16 protein-coding genes and 3 tRNA genes are annotated in these 19,432 nt (G+C 65.5%); 1 reads left to right on the top strand and 18 read right to left on the bottom strand.

The annotated features are described in order from the left end of the window. From ACW7G6_RS02530 to uvrC, 8 genes are all read right to left on the bottom strand, one after another. Positions 1-1,653: a ShlB/FhaC/HecB family hemolysin secretion/activation protein gene (locus ACW7G6_RS02530; protein WP_456979318.1), complete on the bottom strand. Its 1,653-nt coding sequence runs from the start codon at positions 1,651-1,653 to the stop codon at positions 1-3. Positions 1,654-1,990: 337 nt separating this feature from the next. Beyond that, entirely contained in the window at positions 1,991-3,616 is a 1,626-nt protein-coding gene (locus tag ACW7G6_RS02525; protein ID WP_456979317.1) for an FMN-binding glutamate synthase family protein, read from the bottom strand. Between the two features lie 85 nt (positions 3,617-3,701). Then, positions 3,702-4,958, bottom strand: coding sequence for a lytic murein transglycosylase (locus ACW7G6_RS02520; RefSeq protein ID WP_456979875.1), 1,257 nt, complete (start codon positions 4,956-4,958; stop codon positions 3,702-3,704). Positions 4,959-5,117: 159 nt separating this feature from the next. Next, positions 5,118-5,204, bottom strand: a tRNA-Leu gene (locus ACW7G6_RS02515). 96 nt (positions 5,205-5,300) lie between these two features. Then, positions 5,301-5,374 (bottom strand) — tRNA-Cys (locus ACW7G6_RS02510). Positions 5,375-5,453: 79 nt separating this feature from the next. Further along, positions 5,454-5,529 (bottom strand) — tRNA-Gly (locus ACW7G6_RS02505). 41 nt (positions 5,530-5,570) lie between these two features. Further along, positions 5,571-6,137, bottom strand: coding sequence for a CDP-diacylglycerol--glycerol-3-phosphate 3-phosphatidyltransferase (pgsA, locus tag ACW7G6_RS02500; protein ID WP_456979316.1), 567 nt, complete (start codon positions 6,135-6,137; stop codon positions 5,571-5,573). Beyond that, positions 6,134-8,014: an excinuclease ABC subunit UvrC gene (gene uvrC, locus ACW7G6_RS02495; RefSeq protein WP_456979315.1), complete on the bottom strand. Its 1,881-nt coding sequence runs from the start codon at positions 8,012-8,014 to the stop codon at positions 6,134-6,136. The genes pgsA and uvrC overlap by 4 nt, the downstream gene beginning before the upstream one ends. Before the next feature lie 114 nt (positions 8,015-8,128). Here uvrC and ACW7G6_RS02490 point away from each other — a divergent pair, with 114 nt between their 5' ends. Continuing rightward, positions 8,129-9,451 (top strand): DUF445 domain-containing protein, encoded by a 1,323-nt coding sequence (locus tag ACW7G6_RS02490; protein ID WP_456979314.1) that lies wholly within the window; start codon positions 8,129-8,131, stop codon positions 9,449-9,451. Positions 9,452-9,473: 22 nt separating this feature from the next. Here ACW7G6_RS02490 and kdsB read toward each other — a convergent pair whose 3' ends face one another. From kdsB to ACW7G6_RS02440, 10 genes are all read right to left on the bottom strand, one after another. Next, on the bottom strand, positions 9,474-10,247 hold the full coding sequence (gene kdsB / locus ACW7G6_RS02485; RefSeq protein ID WP_456979313.1) for a 3-deoxy-manno-octulosonate cytidylyltransferase: 774 nt from the start codon (positions 10,245-10,247) through the stop codon (positions 9,474-9,476). Next, positions 10,244-11,275 carry a tetraacyldisaccharide 4'-kinase gene (gene lpxK / locus ACW7G6_RS02480; RefSeq protein ID WP_456979312.1) on the bottom strand — a complete coding sequence of 344 codons (1,032 nt, stop codon included), beginning with the start codon at positions 11,273-11,275 and terminating at the stop codon, positions 10,244-10,246. Before lpxK ends, kdsB begins: the two co-directional genes overlap by 4 nt. After that, on the bottom strand, positions 11,272-13,020 hold the full coding sequence (gene msbA / locus ACW7G6_RS02475) for a lipid A export permease/ATP-binding protein MsbA (RefSeq protein WP_456997496.1): 1,749 nt from the start codon (positions 13,018-13,020) through the stop codon (positions 11,272-11,274). Before msbA ends, lpxK begins: the two co-directional genes overlap by 4 nt. Continuing rightward, a complete protein-coding gene (locus tag ACW7G6_RS02470) occupies positions 13,017-13,487 on the bottom strand; it encodes an ExbD/TolR family protein (protein WP_456997495.1) in 471 nt (156 codons plus the stop codon). Before ACW7G6_RS02470 ends, msbA begins: the two co-directional genes overlap by 4 nt. Before the next feature lie 6 nt (positions 13,488-13,493). Next, on the bottom strand, positions 13,494-14,168 hold the full coding sequence (locus ACW7G6_RS02465) for a MotA/TolQ/ExbB proton channel family protein (protein WP_456979309.1): 675 nt from the start codon (positions 14,166-14,168) through the stop codon (positions 13,494-13,496). Positions 14,169-14,194: 26 nt separating this feature from the next. Beyond that, a complete protein-coding gene (locus tag ACW7G6_RS02460) occupies positions 14,195-16,510 on the bottom strand; it encodes a DNA internalization-related competence protein ComEC/Rec2 (RefSeq protein ID WP_456997707.1) in 2,316 nt (771 codons plus the stop codon). 184 nt (positions 16,511-16,694) lie between these two features. After that, positions 16,695-17,417 (bottom strand): lipoprotein-releasing ABC transporter ATP-binding protein LolD, encoded by a 723-nt coding sequence (gene lolD, locus ACW7G6_RS02455; RefSeq protein WP_456979873.1) that lies wholly within the window; start codon positions 17,415-17,417, stop codon positions 16,695-16,697. A 34-nt stretch (positions 17,418-17,451) separates the two neighbouring features. Beyond that, positions 17,452-18,693: a lipoprotein-releasing ABC transporter permease subunit gene (locus ACW7G6_RS02450; RefSeq protein WP_456979308.1), complete on the bottom strand. Its 1,242-nt coding sequence runs from the start codon at positions 18,691-18,693 to the stop codon at positions 17,452-17,454. A 6-nt stretch (positions 18,694-18,699) separates the two neighbouring features. Continuing rightward, positions 18,700-19,146, bottom strand: a complete 447-nt coding sequence (locus ACW7G6_RS02445) for a hypothetical protein (protein WP_456979307.1) — start codon at positions 19,144-19,146, stop codon at positions 18,700-18,702. After that, positions 19,097-19,351 carry an FAD assembly factor SdhE gene (locus ACW7G6_RS02440; protein WP_456979306.1) on the bottom strand — a complete coding sequence of 85 codons (255 nt, stop codon included), beginning with the start codon at positions 19,349-19,351 and terminating at the stop codon, positions 19,097-19,099. Before ACW7G6_RS02440 ends, ACW7G6_RS02445 begins: the two co-directional genes overlap by 50 nt. Positions 19,352-19,432: the final 81 nt, after the last annotated feature.

Genomic DNA, 19,432 nt, shown 5'->3' with positions numbered 1-19,432 from the left:
TCAGTAGGCCCAACCGAGGCTGAAACCAGTGGTCGTATATGCGGCCGCGAAGCCATCGGGTTCGTGGAGCGGCGAGCCCACGAATAAATCCCAGTTGAGGCGGCCATGGCCGCCGCGCAGGCCCACGACGGCGCCGGCGAGGTCATCGCCCAGCTGCCACTGGGTCGAAGGGCCGCTGACATGACCGTAGTCGACTCCGAGGTAGAGCTCCTGGCCGGCTCCCAGCGCCAGACCCAGGTCATTGCGAAGCCGCCAGCCACGCTCGCCGGACAGTGAAAGCTCCCCATTGAACCCGCGCACGGTGTAACGCCCGCCGATGGCGAAACGGTCCTGCGGCACCAGCGGAGTTTCGTTCCACTGCGCCCGCCAACTGCCCGAGTAACGCAACTGCTGGTTGCCCAACCGAAACGGCACGGAGAGTTGTATGTCGGCCGTCATCAGCTTCAGGCGGGAGGTTCCTTCGCCGAACGCCTCCTCCGGTGCAGCCAACGAACCGAAGGCACCCGTGCCACGCCGGTAAGCCAGCCGCGCATCGAGCGTCGCCGATCCCAGGAACTGCTTGTAAGTGACGCCCAACTCCCATCCCGCCGTGCGTCGGCGCTGGACCAGCACCTCGGTATCATCGATAAAGTTGTCCGATTCGCGCCACCAGCCCTGGGCATAGGCACCGGCCTTGATAGTCGCGTTGCGGAACAGCAACCGCGACAGATTGAGCTCGGCGTTACGGCTGGAGCCGCTATAGACATAGGTCTCGTAAGCGCCCGCCACCGCTTGGTGGTACTCGTAGTCGCTGGCGGTTGCACCCAGCAGCCAATAGTCGAACGGCACGTCGTAGTGCGCCGTTCTGCTGGTGGTGCCCTTGTGGCCACCGTTGAGCACGTCGTGGCCAAGGTTGATATAAAAAAGGTCGTTCCACGCCAGCGCGTTGTCCAACGAAACCGTTGCACCACCCTGGAGCTTGCCCGTGGCCTGGCTGCCGGCATCGTCAAGTGTCAGGTTCGCCCTTGCCGGGGCGCGCTGCTGCCACTCGATGACCAGGTCGCTTTCGCCAGGTTGCGCGTCGTCGCCATAGGCTGGCACGATCTGGATGTCCGCAGTGACCGTCGGCAACCGCTGGAAATTCTCGAGTGCCTGCTCGATGTCGCGCAGGTTGAGCAAATCTCCCGCGCGCACCGGGACCGCATTCCAGGCCGTGGCGCGCGAAGAAGTGTCGCCGGCAAAACGCACACCGCGCACCCGCCCGGGCACCACGGTCAGGGTGAGGGTTCCGGCCTTCAGGTCCTGTGGTGCAGCGAGGATGCGGGTCGTGACGAATCCACGCCCGATGACTGCGTTCTGGACCCGCGCGAGGGCGACGTTGACGCCCTGCGTCCCCAGGCAACGCCCGGTGGCGGGATCATCTGCGGGGTCTGCCGCCTGCAGCGCCCAGCGGAACCGGCCAGCGTCATCACCATCCAGCACGATCCGCTGGATCTCGAAGCAAGGCGACTCATCAGTGGGCAGTCGGCCTGAAACGAGGGTTTTGTCACCCTCGAGCCGCACGTCCGGCGCCATCTCCTGCTGTTCGCGCAGGATGCGTTCACGTTCCTGCTGTCGCCTGAGTTCCTGCGCGGCAGGGTCGCCCTGTGTCTGTGCCTCCACCGGAAACGTCATCAACGCAAACAAAGCGCCTGCCAACACCACGGCCGGGCCCACCCGTCCACGGGAACAATGCGCGCTCAAGACGCGCGGCCACGCCTCGGACTGCGGCGAGCAGTCCCCCGCTTCCCCTGTGATCAAACTTCCTTCCCCCTGTCGCACCACGCCGCAACCGGCGTAATCCAGCGCCGCGATTGAAGCGCCCGGATCCCCTAGACACCTCGCAACCATAATCCACGGCAGCACGAGCAGTGTCTAATTAGCAGCAAGGGTCTCACGCAGCGTGGTCCGATGGAAGGTCGATATGCCTATCCACGCGCGGTGATTGGCCGCGACCGTTACCCGGCCCGAGTCAGAATGACTTGCTCTCGCGCATCGACCGCACGTGGTGGGGGGCGGCAAACGAGTCGCTGCGGGAGTTCGCCCAATAGGTCTGGAATACGGCATGGTCCGGAATTCCATCCAGCAGTTGTCCCGGCTCGAGGAAGCGGTACAGCGCTGCCAGCGAACGCACCTCCACCGGCGAGACGCGCCGCAGGATATGTTCGGGGCCGATCTCTCGCGGGTCGTTCAGCCCGGCAGCGCACAACAGGTCGCGCAACGCGGTCATGGTGTTGCGATGGAAGCCGTGGACCCGGATCGATTTGTCGGTGACATCCAGCCCCTGCCAGCGCTTGGGGTCCTGGGTGGCGACGCCGGTCGGGCAGCGGTCGGTGTGGCAAGTCTGGGCCTGGATGCAGCCAACGGCAAACATGAAACCGCGGCCCGCGTTGCACCAGTCGGCGCCCATGGCCATGGTCCGCACGATGTCGAACGCACTGATGATGCGGCCGGCCGCCGCAAGCCGCAGGTCGTCGCGCAAGCCCAACCCGACCAAGGTGTTGTGGACCAGCATCAGAGCTTCCTGCATCGGCACGCCGACGTGGTTGATGAACTCCGCCGGGGACGCGCCGGTGCCGCCCTCGGCGCCGTCGACCACGATGAAATCCGGCAACAGGCGGGTTTCCTGCATCGCCTTGGCAATCCCGAACCACTCCCAGGGGTGGCCAATCGCCAGCTTGAACCCGGTGGGTTTACCACCCGACAGCTCGCGCAACCGTGCAACGAATTCAAGCAACTCGATCGGCGTCGAGAATGCGCTGTGCTGCGCCGGTGATACGCACTCCACGCCAGCGGTCACGCCGCGGGTCATGGCGATCTCCATGCTGACCTTGGCCGCCGGAAGCACGCCGCCATGCCCCGGCTTGGCGCCCTGCGACAGCTTGATCTCGATCATCTTCACCTGTGGGTCGCGCGCGTTTTTCGCAAAACACTCGGCATCGAACCCGCCGTCCGCGTCGCGGCATCCGAAGTACCCCGAGCCGATCTCCCAGACCAGGTCGCCGCCGTGCTCGCGGTGGTAAGAGGAGATCGATCCCTCCCCGCTGTCGTGGTAGAACCCGCCCATCTTGGCGCCCTTGTTGAGCGCCCGGATGGCATTGGCCGACAAGGACCCAAAGCTCATCGCGGAGATATTGAACACACTGGCCGAGTACGGCTGGGCGGTATTTTCACCCACCAGGATGCGGAAATCCGGGTTGCCGTGCGGCGTCGGGACCATTGAGTGGTTGATCCACTCGTAATCACTGGCGTAGACATCCTGCATGGTGCCGAAAGGGCGGGTGTCGTTGACCGATTTGGCCCGCTGGTACACCAGTGCCCGCTGCAACCGCGAGAACGGCACCTCGGCGGTGTCGGCCTGGATGAAGTACTGGCGCATCTCCGGACCGATCGATTCCAGCCCGTAGCGAAAGTGCGCGATCACCGGATAATTGCGGCGCAAGGTGCTGGATGTTTGCAACAGGTCGACCGTCCCCAACACGGCCAACGCGCCGAACAAGGCCAATGCCCAGCCCCAGCCAGGGGACACGAATATCGTCAGTGCGGCCGTCAGCACGGTCAGCGCAACGCAGGTGATGTAGGACGTGTAACGCGTCATGCAGGCTCCGGGGAATTCATCAAGCCCAGAGGATACCCGCGGTGCCAAGCCAAGGTGGACCCTGGCCCCATCAAGACGATGCTGGTCAGTCCGATGGGGGCGGATCAGCCGGACTGATCGGACCGGGCTCTGCACCCTTGACTGGCGCAACCTGCAATGCCTGAAGCAGCGACTGGCTGGCGCGCCCGTCTGTCGCAACCCCGAGACCTTGTTGCTCGATTTTGATGGCTGCCCGGGTCGCGCTGCCAATCAAGCCATCCACCTCGCCAATGTCATGGCCACGTTGCAACAGCAATTGCTGCAACTGACGACGCTCGCGTCGCGACAATCCCGGATCGGCCGTGGGCCAGGACGCCACCAGCCCTCCCTGCCCGCGCAAACGGTCCGACAACAGCGCAATCGCCAGGGAATAGCTTTCCGAGGCGTTGTACGAATAAATCGCGTCGAAATTCTTGAACACCAGGAACGCCGGCCCGGCCTTGCCAGCCGGCAGCAGCAGCGCGGTTGCGGTATCCGATGGTGCGATCGCACCGCCATCGATGCGAGAGATTCCGCGCCCGGCCCAATACGACAATGGCCGGCGCGTGGTGCGCCCGGAGATGGCGGTATCAAATCCGCCCGGCAACTTCACCTCGTACCCCCACGGCTGGCCGGTGCGCCAGTGGGAACGCTCAAGGTAGTTTGCCGTGGAGGCCAGCGCGTCGGGTACGTTGCCGACAAGATCGCGGCGGCCGTCGCCGTCGAAATCCACCGCGATGCGCTGGTACGTGGAGGGCATGAACTGGGTTTGCCCGAATGCCCCGGCCCAGGACCCGACCAGCGCGTCCGCGGCGATGTCGCCGGACTGGATGATCTGCAATGTCGCTGCCAGCTCGCCACGGAAAAATTCCTGCCGGCGCCCCATGCACGACAAGGTGGTCAGCGAGTTCAGCAGTGGTCGTGAGCCCGAGGTCTTGCCGAAGTCGCTTTCCACACCCCAGATTGCCACCACCGTGGCGGGGTCGACGCCGTACTTCGCTTCGACCTTGGCCAAGGTGACCGCGTGCTGGCGGAGCATCGCCTGCCCATCGGCAACCCGCTCGTCATCCACCAGTCCGGCGAGGTAGTCCCAGACCGGCGTCTTGAACTCGGGCTGGTTGTCCAGCAGCTTCAATACCGAGGTGTCGGGCACGATCGTGCGGACATTGCGGTCGAACGTGCCCTTCTGCACGCCCTTGGTCGCAAACTGGCGTTGCAGTTGGTCCAGGCAACGCCCGAACGCAGCGACATCGTAGGCGGGCGACGCAGGCACAGCTTGCGGTGTCGCGGCTTGCGCCAACGCGGGCGCGGGAAGCGCGGGCAGCACGAGCAGCGTGGGCAGGAGAAGTCGCCAGATCATGCATCAACCCTATATGGCAGTGGTGACGGCGCTGTCATGAGCAATCCTACGGTGCAAGTATCCCGAATTTGTCCCGCAGGACAGAACGATCACAAGCCAACGAAGATAAAAAGTTGACTTGGTTGGTGCCCGGAGCCGGAATCGAACCGGCATGACCTTGCGGTCGACAGATTTTAAGTCTGTTGCGTCTACCTGTTTCGCCATCCGGGCGTGCCACGCGGAATAGTACCGTCCTCTCCCATCTTGCGGGCGACCCAAAGAAAAATCCCGCAAGGCGCGAACCGTTGCGGGATTTGACTTTGAACATGGAGGCCGAGGTCGGAATTGAACCGGCGTACGCGGATTTGCAGTCCGCTGCATAACCACTCTGCCACCCGGCCGGATGACGTGCCCATAAAACAAAACCCCGATAACGGGGCTTGTTTCGACAAACACCCCGGCGAACCGAAGCGTTGAATCTGGAGCGGGAAACGAGACTCGAACTCGCGACCCCGACCTTGGCAAGGTCGTGCTCTACCAACTGAGCTATTCCCGCTGATGAGCCGTCCATTTTAGGCATAACAAACAAACTGTCAACTACCTGTTCGCATCTTCCTTCAGTGAAGGCCATGCTGCCCTCAGGTAGGCAAAAGCGGACCACAGTGTCAGCAGCGCAGCCGCCGCCAACAGCCACTCGCCGATGGCGTGGATGGGCATCCCGAACAGCGGCACCCGGTACAGAAGGAAGATCAGCGCGACCATTTGCACGACGGTCTTGATCTTGCCGATGGCAGCGACCTTGACCTTGGCCCGCTGCCCCAGCTCGGCCATCCACTCGCGCAGCGCGGAGACCGCGATCTCACGCCCGATGATCACCGCCGCCCACAGCGCCATCCAGACGGTCGGGTGCTTCTGCACGGTCAACATCAACGCAGTAGCCACCATCAACTTGTCGGCCACCGGGTCCAGGAACTCGCCAAACGTGGAGAACTGGTTATAGCGACGGGCAATCCAGCCATCCGCCCAGTCGGTAAGCGAGGCAAAGGCAAAGATCGCGGCGGCCGCGACGCTGGTCCACTTGAACGGCAGGTAGAAAACCATCACCAGCACCGGGATCAACATGATCCGCAGCAGCGTCAGCATGGTGGGAACCGTCAACTTCATCCGTCACTCCGTGGGCCATTGGTACGCGATCCGGCTTCGCCGGCTTCCAGTCCATGCAGGGTCGCATAGACGCGCTCGGCGAGCGCTTCATTAATGCCATCAACGCGTGAAATTTCTTCCACGCCAGCGGCCTTCAAGCCGCCCAACCCGCCGAAATGTCGCAACAGGTTACCGCGTCGACGCGGCCCGATCCCCGGAATATCCTCCAGCCGGCTGGTATTGCGCGCCTTCTGGCGACGTCCGCGATGCCCGGTAATGGCAAACCGATGCGCCTCGTCGCGGACCTGCTGGACCAGTTGCAGCGCCGGCGAGCCCGCACCAGGGTGCAGGCTGCGACCATCGGGCAGCAACAGGTCCTCGTCGCCGGGACGTCGCGCCGGGCCCTTCGCAACGCCCACCAGCACCACTCCGGTGATGCCGAGCTCATCAAGCACGGCGCGGCCCTGGGCGACTTGTCCGGCGCCACCGTCGATCAGCAGGACGTCGGGCAGCACACCGGCGGGCTTGTCGTCGGTCGCCATGGCCCGTTTGAACCTCCGGTGCAGCGCCTGGTGCATCGCCGCGTAGTCGTCGCCCGGCTCGATACCGGCGATGTTGTAGCGCCGGTACTGGCTGCGAACCGGGCCTTCGGCATCGAACACCACGCAGGACGCCACCGTCGCCTCGCCCATGGTGTGGCTGATATCGAAACACTCGATCCGTCCCGGCAGCTCGTCCATGCCAAGCATTTTCTGCAGGTCTTGCGCGCGAGCCAACTGGGCGGCATGGCTGGTGCGCTCGGTCTCCAGGGTGATCCGCGCATTGCGGCTGGCCATGTCGAGGTAGCCGGCGCGATCGCCACGCACGTTGAACCGCAGCTGCACCCGGTGCGCGCCGGTGTTGGACAGTGCCTGCTCGATCAACTCACGGTCGGGGATGTCGCGATCAAGCACTATCTCCACCGGCGGCACCTGCTCGCCGTAGTACTGCGAAACGAACGCCGCCAGCACCTCCTCGGGGCTTTCGCTGCCGTTGGTGCGCGGGAAAAACGAGCGGGTACCAAGGTTCCTGCCGTCGCGGAACGCCAACAGCACGACGCAGGCGGCACTGCCCTGCATGGCAACCGCCAGCACGTCGAGGTCGGCGGCACGTCCATCCACGTACTGGCGCGCCTGCAGGGTGCGGATCGAGGTCACCAGATCGCGCAGGCGGGCGGCCTGCTCGAAATCCAGGCGCGCACTGGCTGCTTCCATCTGTGCGCCTATCTCGTTGGTCAACTCGTCACTGCGACCTTCCAGCATCAACACCGCGCGGCGGACGTTCTCTGCGTACGCATCGGGCTCGACCAGGCCGACACAGGGACCACTGCAGCGGCCGATCTGATACTGCAGGCAGGGCCGCGTCCGGCTGCAGAAGACACTGTCCTCGCAGCTGCGCAACTTGAACAGCTTGTGGATCAGGTTGAGCGTGTCGCGTACCGCACCCACGCTGGCATAAGGTCCGAAATAGCGCCCCGGCACTGACCTCGGCCCCCGGTGCATCCCGATCCGAGGCCACTCGCCATGGGTCAGCAACACGTAGGGATAGCTCTTGTCGTCGCGCAGCAACACGTTATAGCGTGGCTTGAGCGACTTGATCAGTTCGTTCTCGAGGATCAGCGCTTCCGTCTCGGTACGGGTAACGGTGACCTCCATGCGCACGGTTTGCGCGAGCATGGTCATGATCCGCGTCGACTTGGGCGTCGCGTTGAAGTAGCTGGAGACCCGGTTGCGCAGCGCGCTGGCCTTGCCGACGTAAAGAATCTTGTCGTCGGCAGCGATCATCCGGTACACGCCCGGTGCGGTACTGAGGGCCTTGGCGAACGCCTTGCCGTCGAATACCGGCAGCAGGTCAGTCATGACGACACCGGGCAGGAAATACGCACATCAACTCCATGGATGGGGCAAATTATGCGTCACCGCAAGTCTTCCCGGATCATTGACCCTCGATGCCGACCGATTATTCTGCCCCAGATGAGCGCTGAACCCGACCACGACACGATCAATGACGGCCTGCGTCCCGACCGCGCGGCCGCGTTGAGGCGGCGCAAACGCACTGCCGTGACCATGCTGGTGATTGCGGCGCTGGTGTTCGTGGCCGGCAGCTGGCTGCGGATGAGCCACCCGCACTGGGCATTCGAGCTGCTGGTGGCAATGGCGGAGGCGGCGATGATCGGCGGGCTGGCCGACTGGTTCGCGGTGGTGGCGTTGTTCGGCCATCCGCTGGGACAGCGCTGGATCCCGCACACCGCGATCATCCCGAACAAGAAAGATGCGCTGGGGCGTGCGCTGGCCAACTTCATCTGCGACCATTTCCTCGACAACCAGGAAGTGCTGGCGAAGGTGCGCCAGTTCGATCCGGGCCGGCGACTCGCTGCCGCCCTGTCCGACCCGGTCCACGCCAGCAAGGTGGGTGGGTTCGTGGTGACCCTGGCACCGCATCTGGTGCAACTGCTGGACAGCGATCGCCTGCACCGCTTCCTGCATGGCCTGGCGCGCGAGCAATTGGGCCGGCTTGATGTTGCCGCGTTGGGCAGCCAGGTGCTCGAGGTGCTCACCCACGACCGCCGCCACCAGATGCTGCTGGACAACCTGCTGCGCGACGTCGGCGAGGTGCTGGCAGACCCGGACACCCAGGACCTGGTCGCCAGCAAGATCACGCCGCAGCTATGGTCGGTATTGCGCCTGGCCCGCCTCGACGACGCGGTAGCCGACAAGCTTGCCGCCAAGGTCGTTGCCGGCGTCAGCGACCTGCTCACCGAGATGGCGGACGATCCCCGGCACGAGCTGCGCCTGCGCTTCGATGATTACGTCACCCGGTTCACCCAGCGCCTGAAGACCGATGACGTGCTGCGCCGGAAGTGTGAAGAACTGCGTGACCGGGTGATCGATGACCCCGCCCTGCCCCGCCAGATCCGGGAGATGTGGTCGGAAGTCCTGGACTGGCTGCGCAAGGACCTGCAGCGCAATGACTCATTGATTGCCTTGAAGGCGACCCAGGGCGCGGAACTGATCGGCGAGAAGCTCAGCGGCGATCCGGCGATGCAGGCGTGGGTCAACCAATGGGTGATGGCCACCGTCGAGCCGATGATCGAGAAGTATCGAGGCAGCATCCGCGACTTCATCGTCGAGCGGGTCGCGCGCTGGGACACCCGCGAGCTGGTCCGCGAGCTGGAGTTGAGCGTTGGCAGCGACCTGCAGTACATCCGCTACAACGGCACCGCGATTGGCGCGCTGATTGGTGGGTTGCTGTTTGGCCTGCTGCACGTCATTGGCTGGATGGCGACGCTCGGTTGAGGCCGCCAGCTAACGCGACGGCTCAGCCGTTTCCGGCAAGCCATTTTTCCGCGCGGACCAGGTCTTCGGCGGTGTCCACGCCGGGCGGGAACGGATCGGGAGTCAACCCGACCGCGATCCGATAACCGGCCTCCAGCACGCGCAGTTGCTCCAATGATTCAACCTGCTCGAGCCGGCCCTGGGACATCGCCGCGAAACGCTGCAGGAACCCCGCCGTATATCCGTAGATGCCGATGTGCCGCAGCCAGGATTGGCCTTCCGGCATACGGGACGGGTCGCGCGAGAAGGCATCGCGCGGCCACGGGATCGGCGCACGGCTGAAGTACAGCGCGTCGCCGTTGTCGGCACGCACCAACTTGACCGCATTGGGGTCCAACAGCGTGCCCACCTCGGTCACCGGCGCGGCCAGGGTTGTCATCGCGGCGCCGCTGTCGCGCAACAATGCCGCCACCGCACGAATCCCCGCAGCCGGTGCGAAAGGTTCGTCGCCCTGCAGGTTGACCACGATGGTGTCATCGCTCCAGCCGGCGATTCGCGCGCACTCGGCCAGTCGATCGGTACCGGAAGCATGCGTGGCGGAGGTCATTGCCACGCGTACGCCGGCATTCGCCAACGCCGCTGCGATGCGTTCGTCGTCGGCCGCCACCCACACCTCGCGCGCGCCAGCTGCCAGGGCGCGCCGGACCACATGCAACACCAGCGGCTCCCCGCCAAGCAGTCTCAGCGGTTTGCCCGGCAGGCGACTGGCGGCGTGACGCGCCGGGATCGCCACCACGAAGTCCAAGGCTGCAGTCATCGTTGCCGGACCTGTGCCAATTTGTCCAGCAATGAGACCCAGAAGGCTTCCGGAAGCTCGGCGGTGACGGCCACGCTATGAAACGCTTCGGTTGCGAACCGGGCGCACTTGACGGCGTCCTTCTCGGTCATCAGCACCGGCAGCGGGCTGCCAAACTCGAAGTCAGACGCACGATAGCGATGGTGGTCGGCAAAGGCATGCGGCACCACCGCGATCTCCAGGCTGCGCAACATCGAGAAGAACCGCTCCGGGTTGCCGATCCCGGCAACCGCATGGACCCGGTGACCGCGAAACGACTCCAACGGTCTTGACCGGCCACCCAATACCGGCACGGCACTGTCGGCAACCAGGCGCATCGGCCATTCGCCAAAACCGGTTCCGCTGCTGTTGCTGCCCGCTGGCGCATTGGCAATGTTGATGACCCGGAAGTCGCACTGCGCTCCGCGCTCGGGCAACTCGCGCAACGGTCCGGCGGGCAGCAGCCGACCGTTGCCATAACGGCGGCGGCCGTCGACCACTTCGATCTCGACGTCGCGTTCAAGTCCGTAGTGCTGCAGACCGTCATCGCAGATGACAATGTCGCAACCGGCCTTCGCCAATGCCTTCGCCGCCGCAGCACGGTCACGGTCGGCACGCAGCTTGACCCCGGTGCGACGGACGATCAGCACCGGCTCGTCGCCGCCGACGGCGGGCTCGGTATCGGCCTGGACCCACACCGGGTTGCCCGCATCGGCGCGGCCGTAACCCCGGCTGGCAACACCCGGATTCCAGCCTTCGCGGCGCAGCCGTTCAGCCAGCGCGATGGTCAGCGGGGTCTTGCCGGCACCGCCAGCGGTAATGTTGCCGACCACCACCACCGGGATGCCCGGATGGCGGGTACGGAGCACGCCGACGCGATAGAGCCAGCGCCGGATACCACTGACTGCGGCATAGACCGCCGCCAGCAGCCGTGTATACAACGGCACCGGCGCGTTGCCGTACCAATGGGGTGGCTGGTGCTCGCGGCGACCACCGGGTCCTGCGTTCATGAGGCCTCGCGAAATTGCATGCGGTGCAGGTGAGCGTACAGCCCGTCCAGGGCCATCAAGCTGGCGTGGGTACCGCGCTCGACGATGCGACCTTCATCGAGCACGAGTACCTGGTCGGCATGTTCGATGGTCGACAGTCGATGCGCGATGACGAGCGTGGTGCGGTCTGGCATTAGGCGTTCCAGCGCATCCTGCACCAGCCGCTCCGATTCGGTGTCGAGCGCGGCGGTGGCCTCGTCCAGGATCAGGATCGGCGCGTCTTTCAACATCGCCCGGGCAATGGCCAACCGCTGGCGTTGGCCACCGGACAGGCGGCCGCCCTTGCTGCCGATACCGGCGTCCACCCCTTCCGGCAAACGCTCGACGAACTCGGTGGCGTTGGCACCCTGGATCGCACGGTCCAGGTCCTCCGGCGTGGCCTGCTCCATCTCGCCATAGGCGACGTTGGCCGCGATGCTGCCGTCAAACAGCATGACCTGCTGGCCCACCAGGGCGATCTGCTTGCGCAGGTCGGCCAGTCGATAGTCGCGCAGCGGCTGGCCATCGAGCAGGATCTGTCCCGACTCGATCTCGTAGAAACGCGGGATAAGCTTGATCAGGGTCGACTTGCCACTGCCGGAGCGGCCAACAATGGCGGTGACGGTCCCGGGCTTGGCACTGAAACTGACGTTGCTGAGTGCCGCCTGGCCCTGGTCCGGGTAGCGCGCACTTACGTCGCGAAACTCGATCTCGCCGCGCGCGCGCTCCAGCGGCAAGCGGCCGGTGTCGTGCTCGTCGGGGGCATCCAGGATGTGGAACAGTCGCTCGGCCGAGGCCACGCCACGCTGCAGCATGCCCTGCACATTGGTCAGCTGCTTGAGCGCGGGGATGATCGCCATCATCGCCATCATCAACACCACGAACCCGCCCGCGCCGAGGCGACCGGCGGCGGCTTCACGGCCGGCAAAAAACAGCAGCAGCGCCAGCCCGATCGCGCCCATCAACTGCACCAGCGCGGACGAGATGCTGCGGGTCGACTCGACCTTGAGGCTGAGCTTCAGGTGATGGTCCGCCTGCGCGGAGTAGCGCTGCATCTCGACACCCTGGGCGCCGTAGATCTTGACTTCCTGGTGGCTGGACAACGCCTGGTCGGCCGACTGCATCAGCTGCGACCCACTCTCCTGGATCTTGTGGCTGATCCGGCGATAGCGCTTGCCCACCGTGTTCATGACCCAGGCCAGTGGCGGCGCCAGCAGCACGATCGCAATGGTTACCTGCCAACTGGTCCACAGCATCACGCCGATGCCCACCAGCACCTGCAGCGCCTGCTGGATCATCACCTTCATCGCGTCGACCGCCGCCTGCGCGACCTGGTCGCTGTCCGAGCCCAGGCGAACCAGCATCGACGGCACCGGCTCGGTATCGAAGCGCAATCCAGGCAAGCGCAAATACTTGCCCAGTACCTGCACCCGCAAGTCACGGGAAATGCCACGCCCGGATTTGGCCATGTAGATGTCGGCCACGTAGCCTGCGCCGCCGCGCAGCAGGAACAGGCCGACAATCGCCAACGGCAACACCAGGCTGAACGCCGCGTCCTTGGTGATGAAAGTCTCGTTGATCACCGGCTCCATGAGCTTGGTGAACGCGCCGCCTGCCAGCGCCTCCAGCAGCATCCCCACCCCTGCAAGCCCCAGCAGCGCCCGATACGGACGGGCAAAGCCCAGCAACCGCCGGTAGGTGGCCCAAGAGGTGATCGGCGTTGTCACTGCGAGTCTCCGGTGGCCGAAGCGCCGGACTCGCCACCCGGGGGCGCTGCGGCGCCTGTCGGCGGCGCGGTCGGGATCATGATCCGGTTGAAACCCAGGCCACCCAGCGCGTCGTACACGGTGACCACCGCCTGGTAGGGGGTGCGCGCATCGACGCGCAACATCACCGGGCGCTCGCGGTCGCTGCCCGCCACCTCGCTGATGGTCGCCTTGAGCGACTCGATATCGGTGCGCAGCACTTCGCGGTCACCCACGAAATAGCGGCCGTCGGCATTGACCAGCACCACCAGCGGCTGCACCGCATCCACTTGCTCGCCGGTGGCGCGCGGCAGCTCGATCTGGATCACCGAGCGCGCATCAAAGGTGGCAGTGACGACGAAGAAGATGATCATCACCAGGATCACGTCGATCAGCGGTACCAGGCTGATTTCCGGCTCGTCCCCGGTGTGGCGGTCACGGATACGCATGAGCGGTCAGGCGTCCGAAGGCACAGCCGTGGCACGCGGCTGGCGCGCAGCCGGCGCGGCCTGGGCAGTCCCGTCCCGGGCGGTCTCCTCCAGCGTGTCGAGCAGCTGCATGGCTTCGTGCTCCATGTCCACGACATAGCCGGCGATGCGGCCCCGGAACCAGCGGTGTGCCATCAACGCCGGGATCGCGACGATCATGCCGGCCGCGGTACACACCAGCGCCTTGCCGATCCCCCCCGCCAGCTGGTTCACATCGCCAATACCATGGTCGAGGATACCGAGGAACAGCTGGATCATGCCGACAACGGTGCCAAACAGGCCCAGCAATGGACCCGCCGACGCGATCGAACCCAGGGTGTTGAGATAGCGCTCCATCCGGTGGACCAGATGGCGGCCCACGTCCTCGATACGCTCGCGGACCTGCTCACGCGGGCGCTGACGCACGTCCAGGGCCGCTGCGAGCAACGCGCCCAGCGGCGAGGTAGCCCGCAGCGAATCGATATGCGTCGGATCCAGCTGGCCACCACGGGCCCAGCTGCGAACTTCCTTGCCCAGTCCTGGCGGCAAGACCTCGCTGCGCCGCAGTGCCCACGCCCGCTCGACGATCAATGCCAGCGCCAGCGCCGACAGCAGCAACAATGGAATCATCGGCCATCCCCCGGCCTTGACCAGTTCCAGCACTCGCTAACCTCCGGCCCGGGGCCGATTCAATCCGGTCGATAGGATAGCCCAGCGGCCGCCCCGCCCGACGATTCGCTCGCGCGGCGAGCCGCATCCCAGACCCGTGGGTGTGCGCGCCGTCTTGTTTCCACGCTTGGCCCACCGGGCTGGAACCGCACGCGCAGGGCGCCGCTTGCGCTGGTATCCAGCGTTTGTGCGCCGCTGGCGTGCCAGCGGGCGAGTATTTCGGGCTTGGGGTGACCAAACCGGTTGCCGTACCCACTGGAAACCAGCGCATGCCCCGCACCGGTGGCGGCAATGAACGCGGGATCGGAGGCACTGGAGCTGCCGTGATGGGCGACCACGACCACCTGCGCGCGTAAGCCGGCCGCCTCGTCCAGATGGCTTCGGCGTACCAGCTCGCGCTCGACCACCGCACTGATGTCCCCGGTCAGCAATGCGCTGCCGTGTTCGGTGTCGATCCGCAGCACGCAACTGGCCTCGTTACCCAGGTAGGGAAAGTGGCGCGGTGGATGCAGGAAGCGGAACTCGACCCGGTCCCATTGCCACGTCTCCCCCGCCACGCAGGGGCGGGTGTCAACCAACCCCGAACCCTGCGGCGAGTTGACCACCGGTACCGCGACGGTGCGCCTGACGGCACCGAGGCCCCCGGCATGGTCGTTATCGGCGTGGCTGGCGACCGCGCGATCGAGCCGGCGCACCCCTAGGGCGTACAGCGCAGGCAGCACCACGCGCTCTCCGGTGTCATAGCCATCCGGGCTGGCGGGCCCCATGTCGTACAGCAGGCTGTGGCTGGCGGTTCGAACCAGGATCGACAAGCCCTGGCCGACATCCAGCACCCGCAACTCGGCCTCACCGGCTGCGGGCAGGTTGCGTGCCGGCCATAGCAGGGGCAACCACAACAACATTGCCAGCCACCGTCCCGGCAAGCCGCGTGGAAGCAACAGCCAGAACGCGCCGAACATGGCCAGCGGCAATGCAAACCACCGCGATTCGCGCAACCACCACAGGGCCAGCTCGCTGCTGGCCAGGTAGTCAAACAGCGGCCAACTGAGCTCGAAACACCAGGACGCCGCTTGCCAGGGCCAACTGCCCCACCCGGCATGCAGGAACTCAAGCCCGGTCCCGATCAGCGCCAGTGGCACCACCACCAGACTCCACCACGGCACCGCGATCAGGTTCGCCAATGGTCCCACCAGTGAGGCCTGGCCAAACAACACGGCCGTCAGCGGCAACAGGCCCAGGGTCGCGACGCCCTGGGCGGAAACCAGGTCCCGGAGCGGTTGGCGCCCGGCATGCGGAAGGCACCAGAGCAGCCAGGCCACGCCAAAGAAACTGAGCCAGAAACCGGCACCCAGCACCGCCAGCGGATCGACCAGTAGTACCACCACCACCGCCAGCGCCAAGGTATCGAACGCACTGGAGCTGCGCCGCAGGCCCCGGGCCCCTGCCACGACCGCGATCATCAACACCGTGCGGACGGTCGGCAGCGCAAAACCGGCAACCGCGGCATACACCATGGCGCCGGCCAGGCCGGCAATGGCAGCGGCCACGGGACGCGGACAACGGCGACCCAGCCGCGGCCATAGCCACCAGAGGCCCGCAATGGCCAACGCAAAAAAGCCGGCCACCAGTCCGACATGGAAACCCGAAATGGCGACCAGATGGGTCAGGCCATTGGCTCGCAGGACCTGCCAGTCGGCATCGTCCAGGCCTCGGGTGTCGCCGAGTGCCAACGCACGGATAAACCGCGACGTCGACGTGGGTATGGCGGTCGCGATCTGCTCCGACATGCGCTCGCGCCACGCGTTCAGCCCTTGCGCCGGACGCATCAGCCGGGTCGACTCGGGGGCACGGACATACCCCGTCGCCGTCAGCCGGTCGGCCAGTGCGTGCTTTTCACTGTCGAACCCGCCGGGATTACGCAGCCCGCGCGGCGCCCGCACGCGGACGGTCAGCTGCCATCGTTGCCCCGCCCGCAGGCGGTCACGACCGGTCGCGCTGCCATCGAAATCGTCGTACCAGGACAAGCGTAGCAAGCGACCACGCAGCGGTTCCGGTTGCACCAACTCATCGACGACGCGAAACCGGAAGCTGGTTCGGCGCGCGTGGTGCTCGGGAAGCTCGACGACACGACCGGCAACAGTGACTTCACGCTGTTCCCAGGCCACCGGCAGCTGGATCGACAGCGCGTACCCCGCATGCAGCCCGGCCAGCGCGAAACCAAGCAGCAAGGGGCCAATCCAGCGCACGGCGCGCCCGCGCCACCAGAGCAAAACGGCCAGGGGTGCGATCGAGACCAGCAGCCAGAACGGCGGCAACCGGGGTAGCCACAAGCACATCGACACGCCGGCCAGCAGCGCTGCGGCGCTCGCGATCCCGAATGGAGCCAGCCACACGGGGCTTGCTGGCCGCCCCGTTCTGCCCTGTTCCGTCCCGCCGGGGAGGCTGTCTTCCGATGGCGTGGACGGCGGCATCCTTGCCGCATCGCTCATGGTTCATCCCTTCAGTCGAGTACGGCCCGAATCAAATATCCCGCGTCGCCAGCTCGCGCAGCCTGCCCTGATGCAATTCCAGCACCCGGTCCAGCCGTCGCGCCAGGCGGCGATCGTGGGTGACTACCACCAGACTGGTGCGGTGTTCCCGGTTCAACTCCAGCATCTGATCGAAGACAACCCCGGCCGTCTTTTCGTCCAGGTTGCCAGTGGGCTCGTCGCCCAACACGCAGGCCGGCTGGTTGACCAGCGCGCGCGCCACCGCGGCACGCTGACGCTCACCACCGGAAAGCTCCCCGGGCTTGTGCTGGAGCCGGTGCCCCAGGCCGACGGCCTCCAGCAGCGCTTGCGCCCGTTGCTCGGCGTCCGGGATCCGGGCGCCGCCCAGCAGTACCGGCAACATCACGTTTTCCATCGCCGTGAACTCGGGCAGCAAATGGTGGAACTGGTAGACAAAACCCAATGCGCGGTTTCGCAACTGGCCGCGGGCCGTATCCGACAGTGTGCTCATCTTCTGTCCACCAACGAACACTTCGCCGGTGGACGGCGTATCCAGGCCACCGAGCAAGTGCAGCAACGTGCTCTTGCCGGCTCCGGAAGCACCGACGATGGCAACGGTCTCGCCCTCGTGTACGTCCAGTCGCAACCCGTCGAACACCGGCGTGCGCATCTTGCCCTCGGCGTACACCATGCCCAGGTTGGTGCATCCCAGGACCAGGCCGGCGCGCGACCCGGGCGCCGGCTCGCCGGCCATCGTCTCGCCAGTGACGGGCTTGCTGATGATCGGTTCACTCATAACGCAAAGCCTCCGCCGGTGGCGTACGCGCGGCGCGCCAGGCCGGGTAGATCGTGGCCAGGAACGCCATCACCAAGGCGACCGCCGTAATCGCCATCACGTCGCTTGGCTTCATCTCGGTGGGCAGCCCGGTGATGTAGTAGACGTCCTCGGGCAGCAAGGTGACCCCGAACACGCGCTCGATCGCGAACAGGATGTCCTCCAGGCTCAAGGTCAGCACGATCCCGCCGATCACGCCGATCACGGTACCGATGATTCCGATCAGGCTGCCCTGGACCATGAACACCTGCATCACCCCACGCGGCGACAGACCCAGGGTCCGCAGGATGGCGATATCGGCCTGCTTGTCGGTGACCAGCATCACCTGCGAGGACACCAGGTTGAACGCGCCCATGGCGATGATCAACGACAGCAGGATCGCCATCAGGGTCTTTTCCATCTTCAATGCCCTGAACATGTTGGCGTTGTCGGTGGTCCAGTCACTGACTTGGTAGCCGCCCAGCTTCACGGCGAGGTCGCGGGCGACATCCCAGGCCAGGTTCATGTCATGCAATCGCAGGCGCACGCCGGTCACGCCCTCCTGCATCCGCATCAGCCGTTGCATGTCCGCCATGTTGGTGAATGCCATGCCGCGGTCATACTCGTTGTAGCCGACCTCGAACACTCCGCTGACGGTGAAGCGCTTGACCCGCGGCATCGCCCCCACCGGGGTGCTGTTGAACTCGGCGATGGTCATCACCACGCTGTCGCCGACGCCAACGCCGAGCCAGGCCGCCAGTTCCCGTCCCAGGATGATGTTGAAACTGCCCGGAACCAGCGATTCCAGTTCCCCCTCGACCATCTTCTCGCCCAACACCGACACCGTACGTTCGTCAGCCGGTACCACGCCGCGCACCAATGCCGGTTGCTGGCGCGGTCCGTTGAGCAAGGCCTCCTTCTCCACGTAAGGCGCCGCCCCGGCCACCCGCGGATCGGCCAGCGCCATGTCCACCGCCTGTTGCCAGTCCGTGAGGGGATCGCCATAGGCACTGACGGTGGCGTGCGCGGCCATCTGCAGCATGCGGTCGCGGATTTCCTTCTGGAAACCGGTCATCACCGCCAAGGTGGTGATCAGCGCCGCCACGCCCAGCGCGATGCCGAGGATGGAGGCCATGGAAATAAAGGAGATAAAACCATTGCGGCGTTTGGCGCGCAGGTACCGCAGGCCGATGGCAACAGGAATGGGTTTGAACATAGGGGGCTATGGTGCCATTGAGCGTGGGGGTTGCGCAGCAGTTTCGACCGGCGCAGCCAGCCGCAGTTCACGACGACCGGCCGGGCCAAGCGTGTCAGGCCACCAGACCACCCGCCGCTGGCGATTGTCGCTGTCGCGCCAGCGCGCAAACACCAGCGCCGCTCGCCACTGCAGTTGGAACTGCGTCACCACGCTGCCATCCACGCGGACGACACCATCACGGATCTGCAAGTCGATGGCCTGCCTGCTCGCTTCCCGTCGGGCCACCCAGCCGGCCCAGAGCACCACCAGAACCGCACATGGCCAGGCGGCCACGGGTGTCAGGTCGGAGACGACCACCGAAAGCGCGGCAAATACCCCGAGCATCACCAGCAACCCCGACAACCAATGCGACGGGCGCCACTCAAGCCGGCAGGTTGCCGATGCGTTGGACCAGGGCGGACAACTCGTCATCGGCGGGGGTCTCCTGGCCCATGAACCAGTGCCAGAGCTTATCGTCTTCGCTGTCCAGCAGCCGTAGGAAAACGCCGCGCTCGGCTTCGGATGCCTGTCGCCATTCCCGGTCCAGGTAACGCCCCAGCAGCTGGTCGAGCTCACGCATGCCACGGCGGCACTTCCAGCGCAGGCGGCGCAGTTCCAGATCATCGGCATCGCTCATGGACAGGCTCTCCCAAAAAAAAAGGGCGCGCCTGGAAAGCGCGCCCATTGCATTTACTGAATCGTGAGCATCAACCGGATC

The sequence above is a fragment of the Lysobacter sp. A421 genome (assembly GCF_054052145.1).
This window is presented reverse-complemented; position numbering and strand designations above follow the sequence as displayed.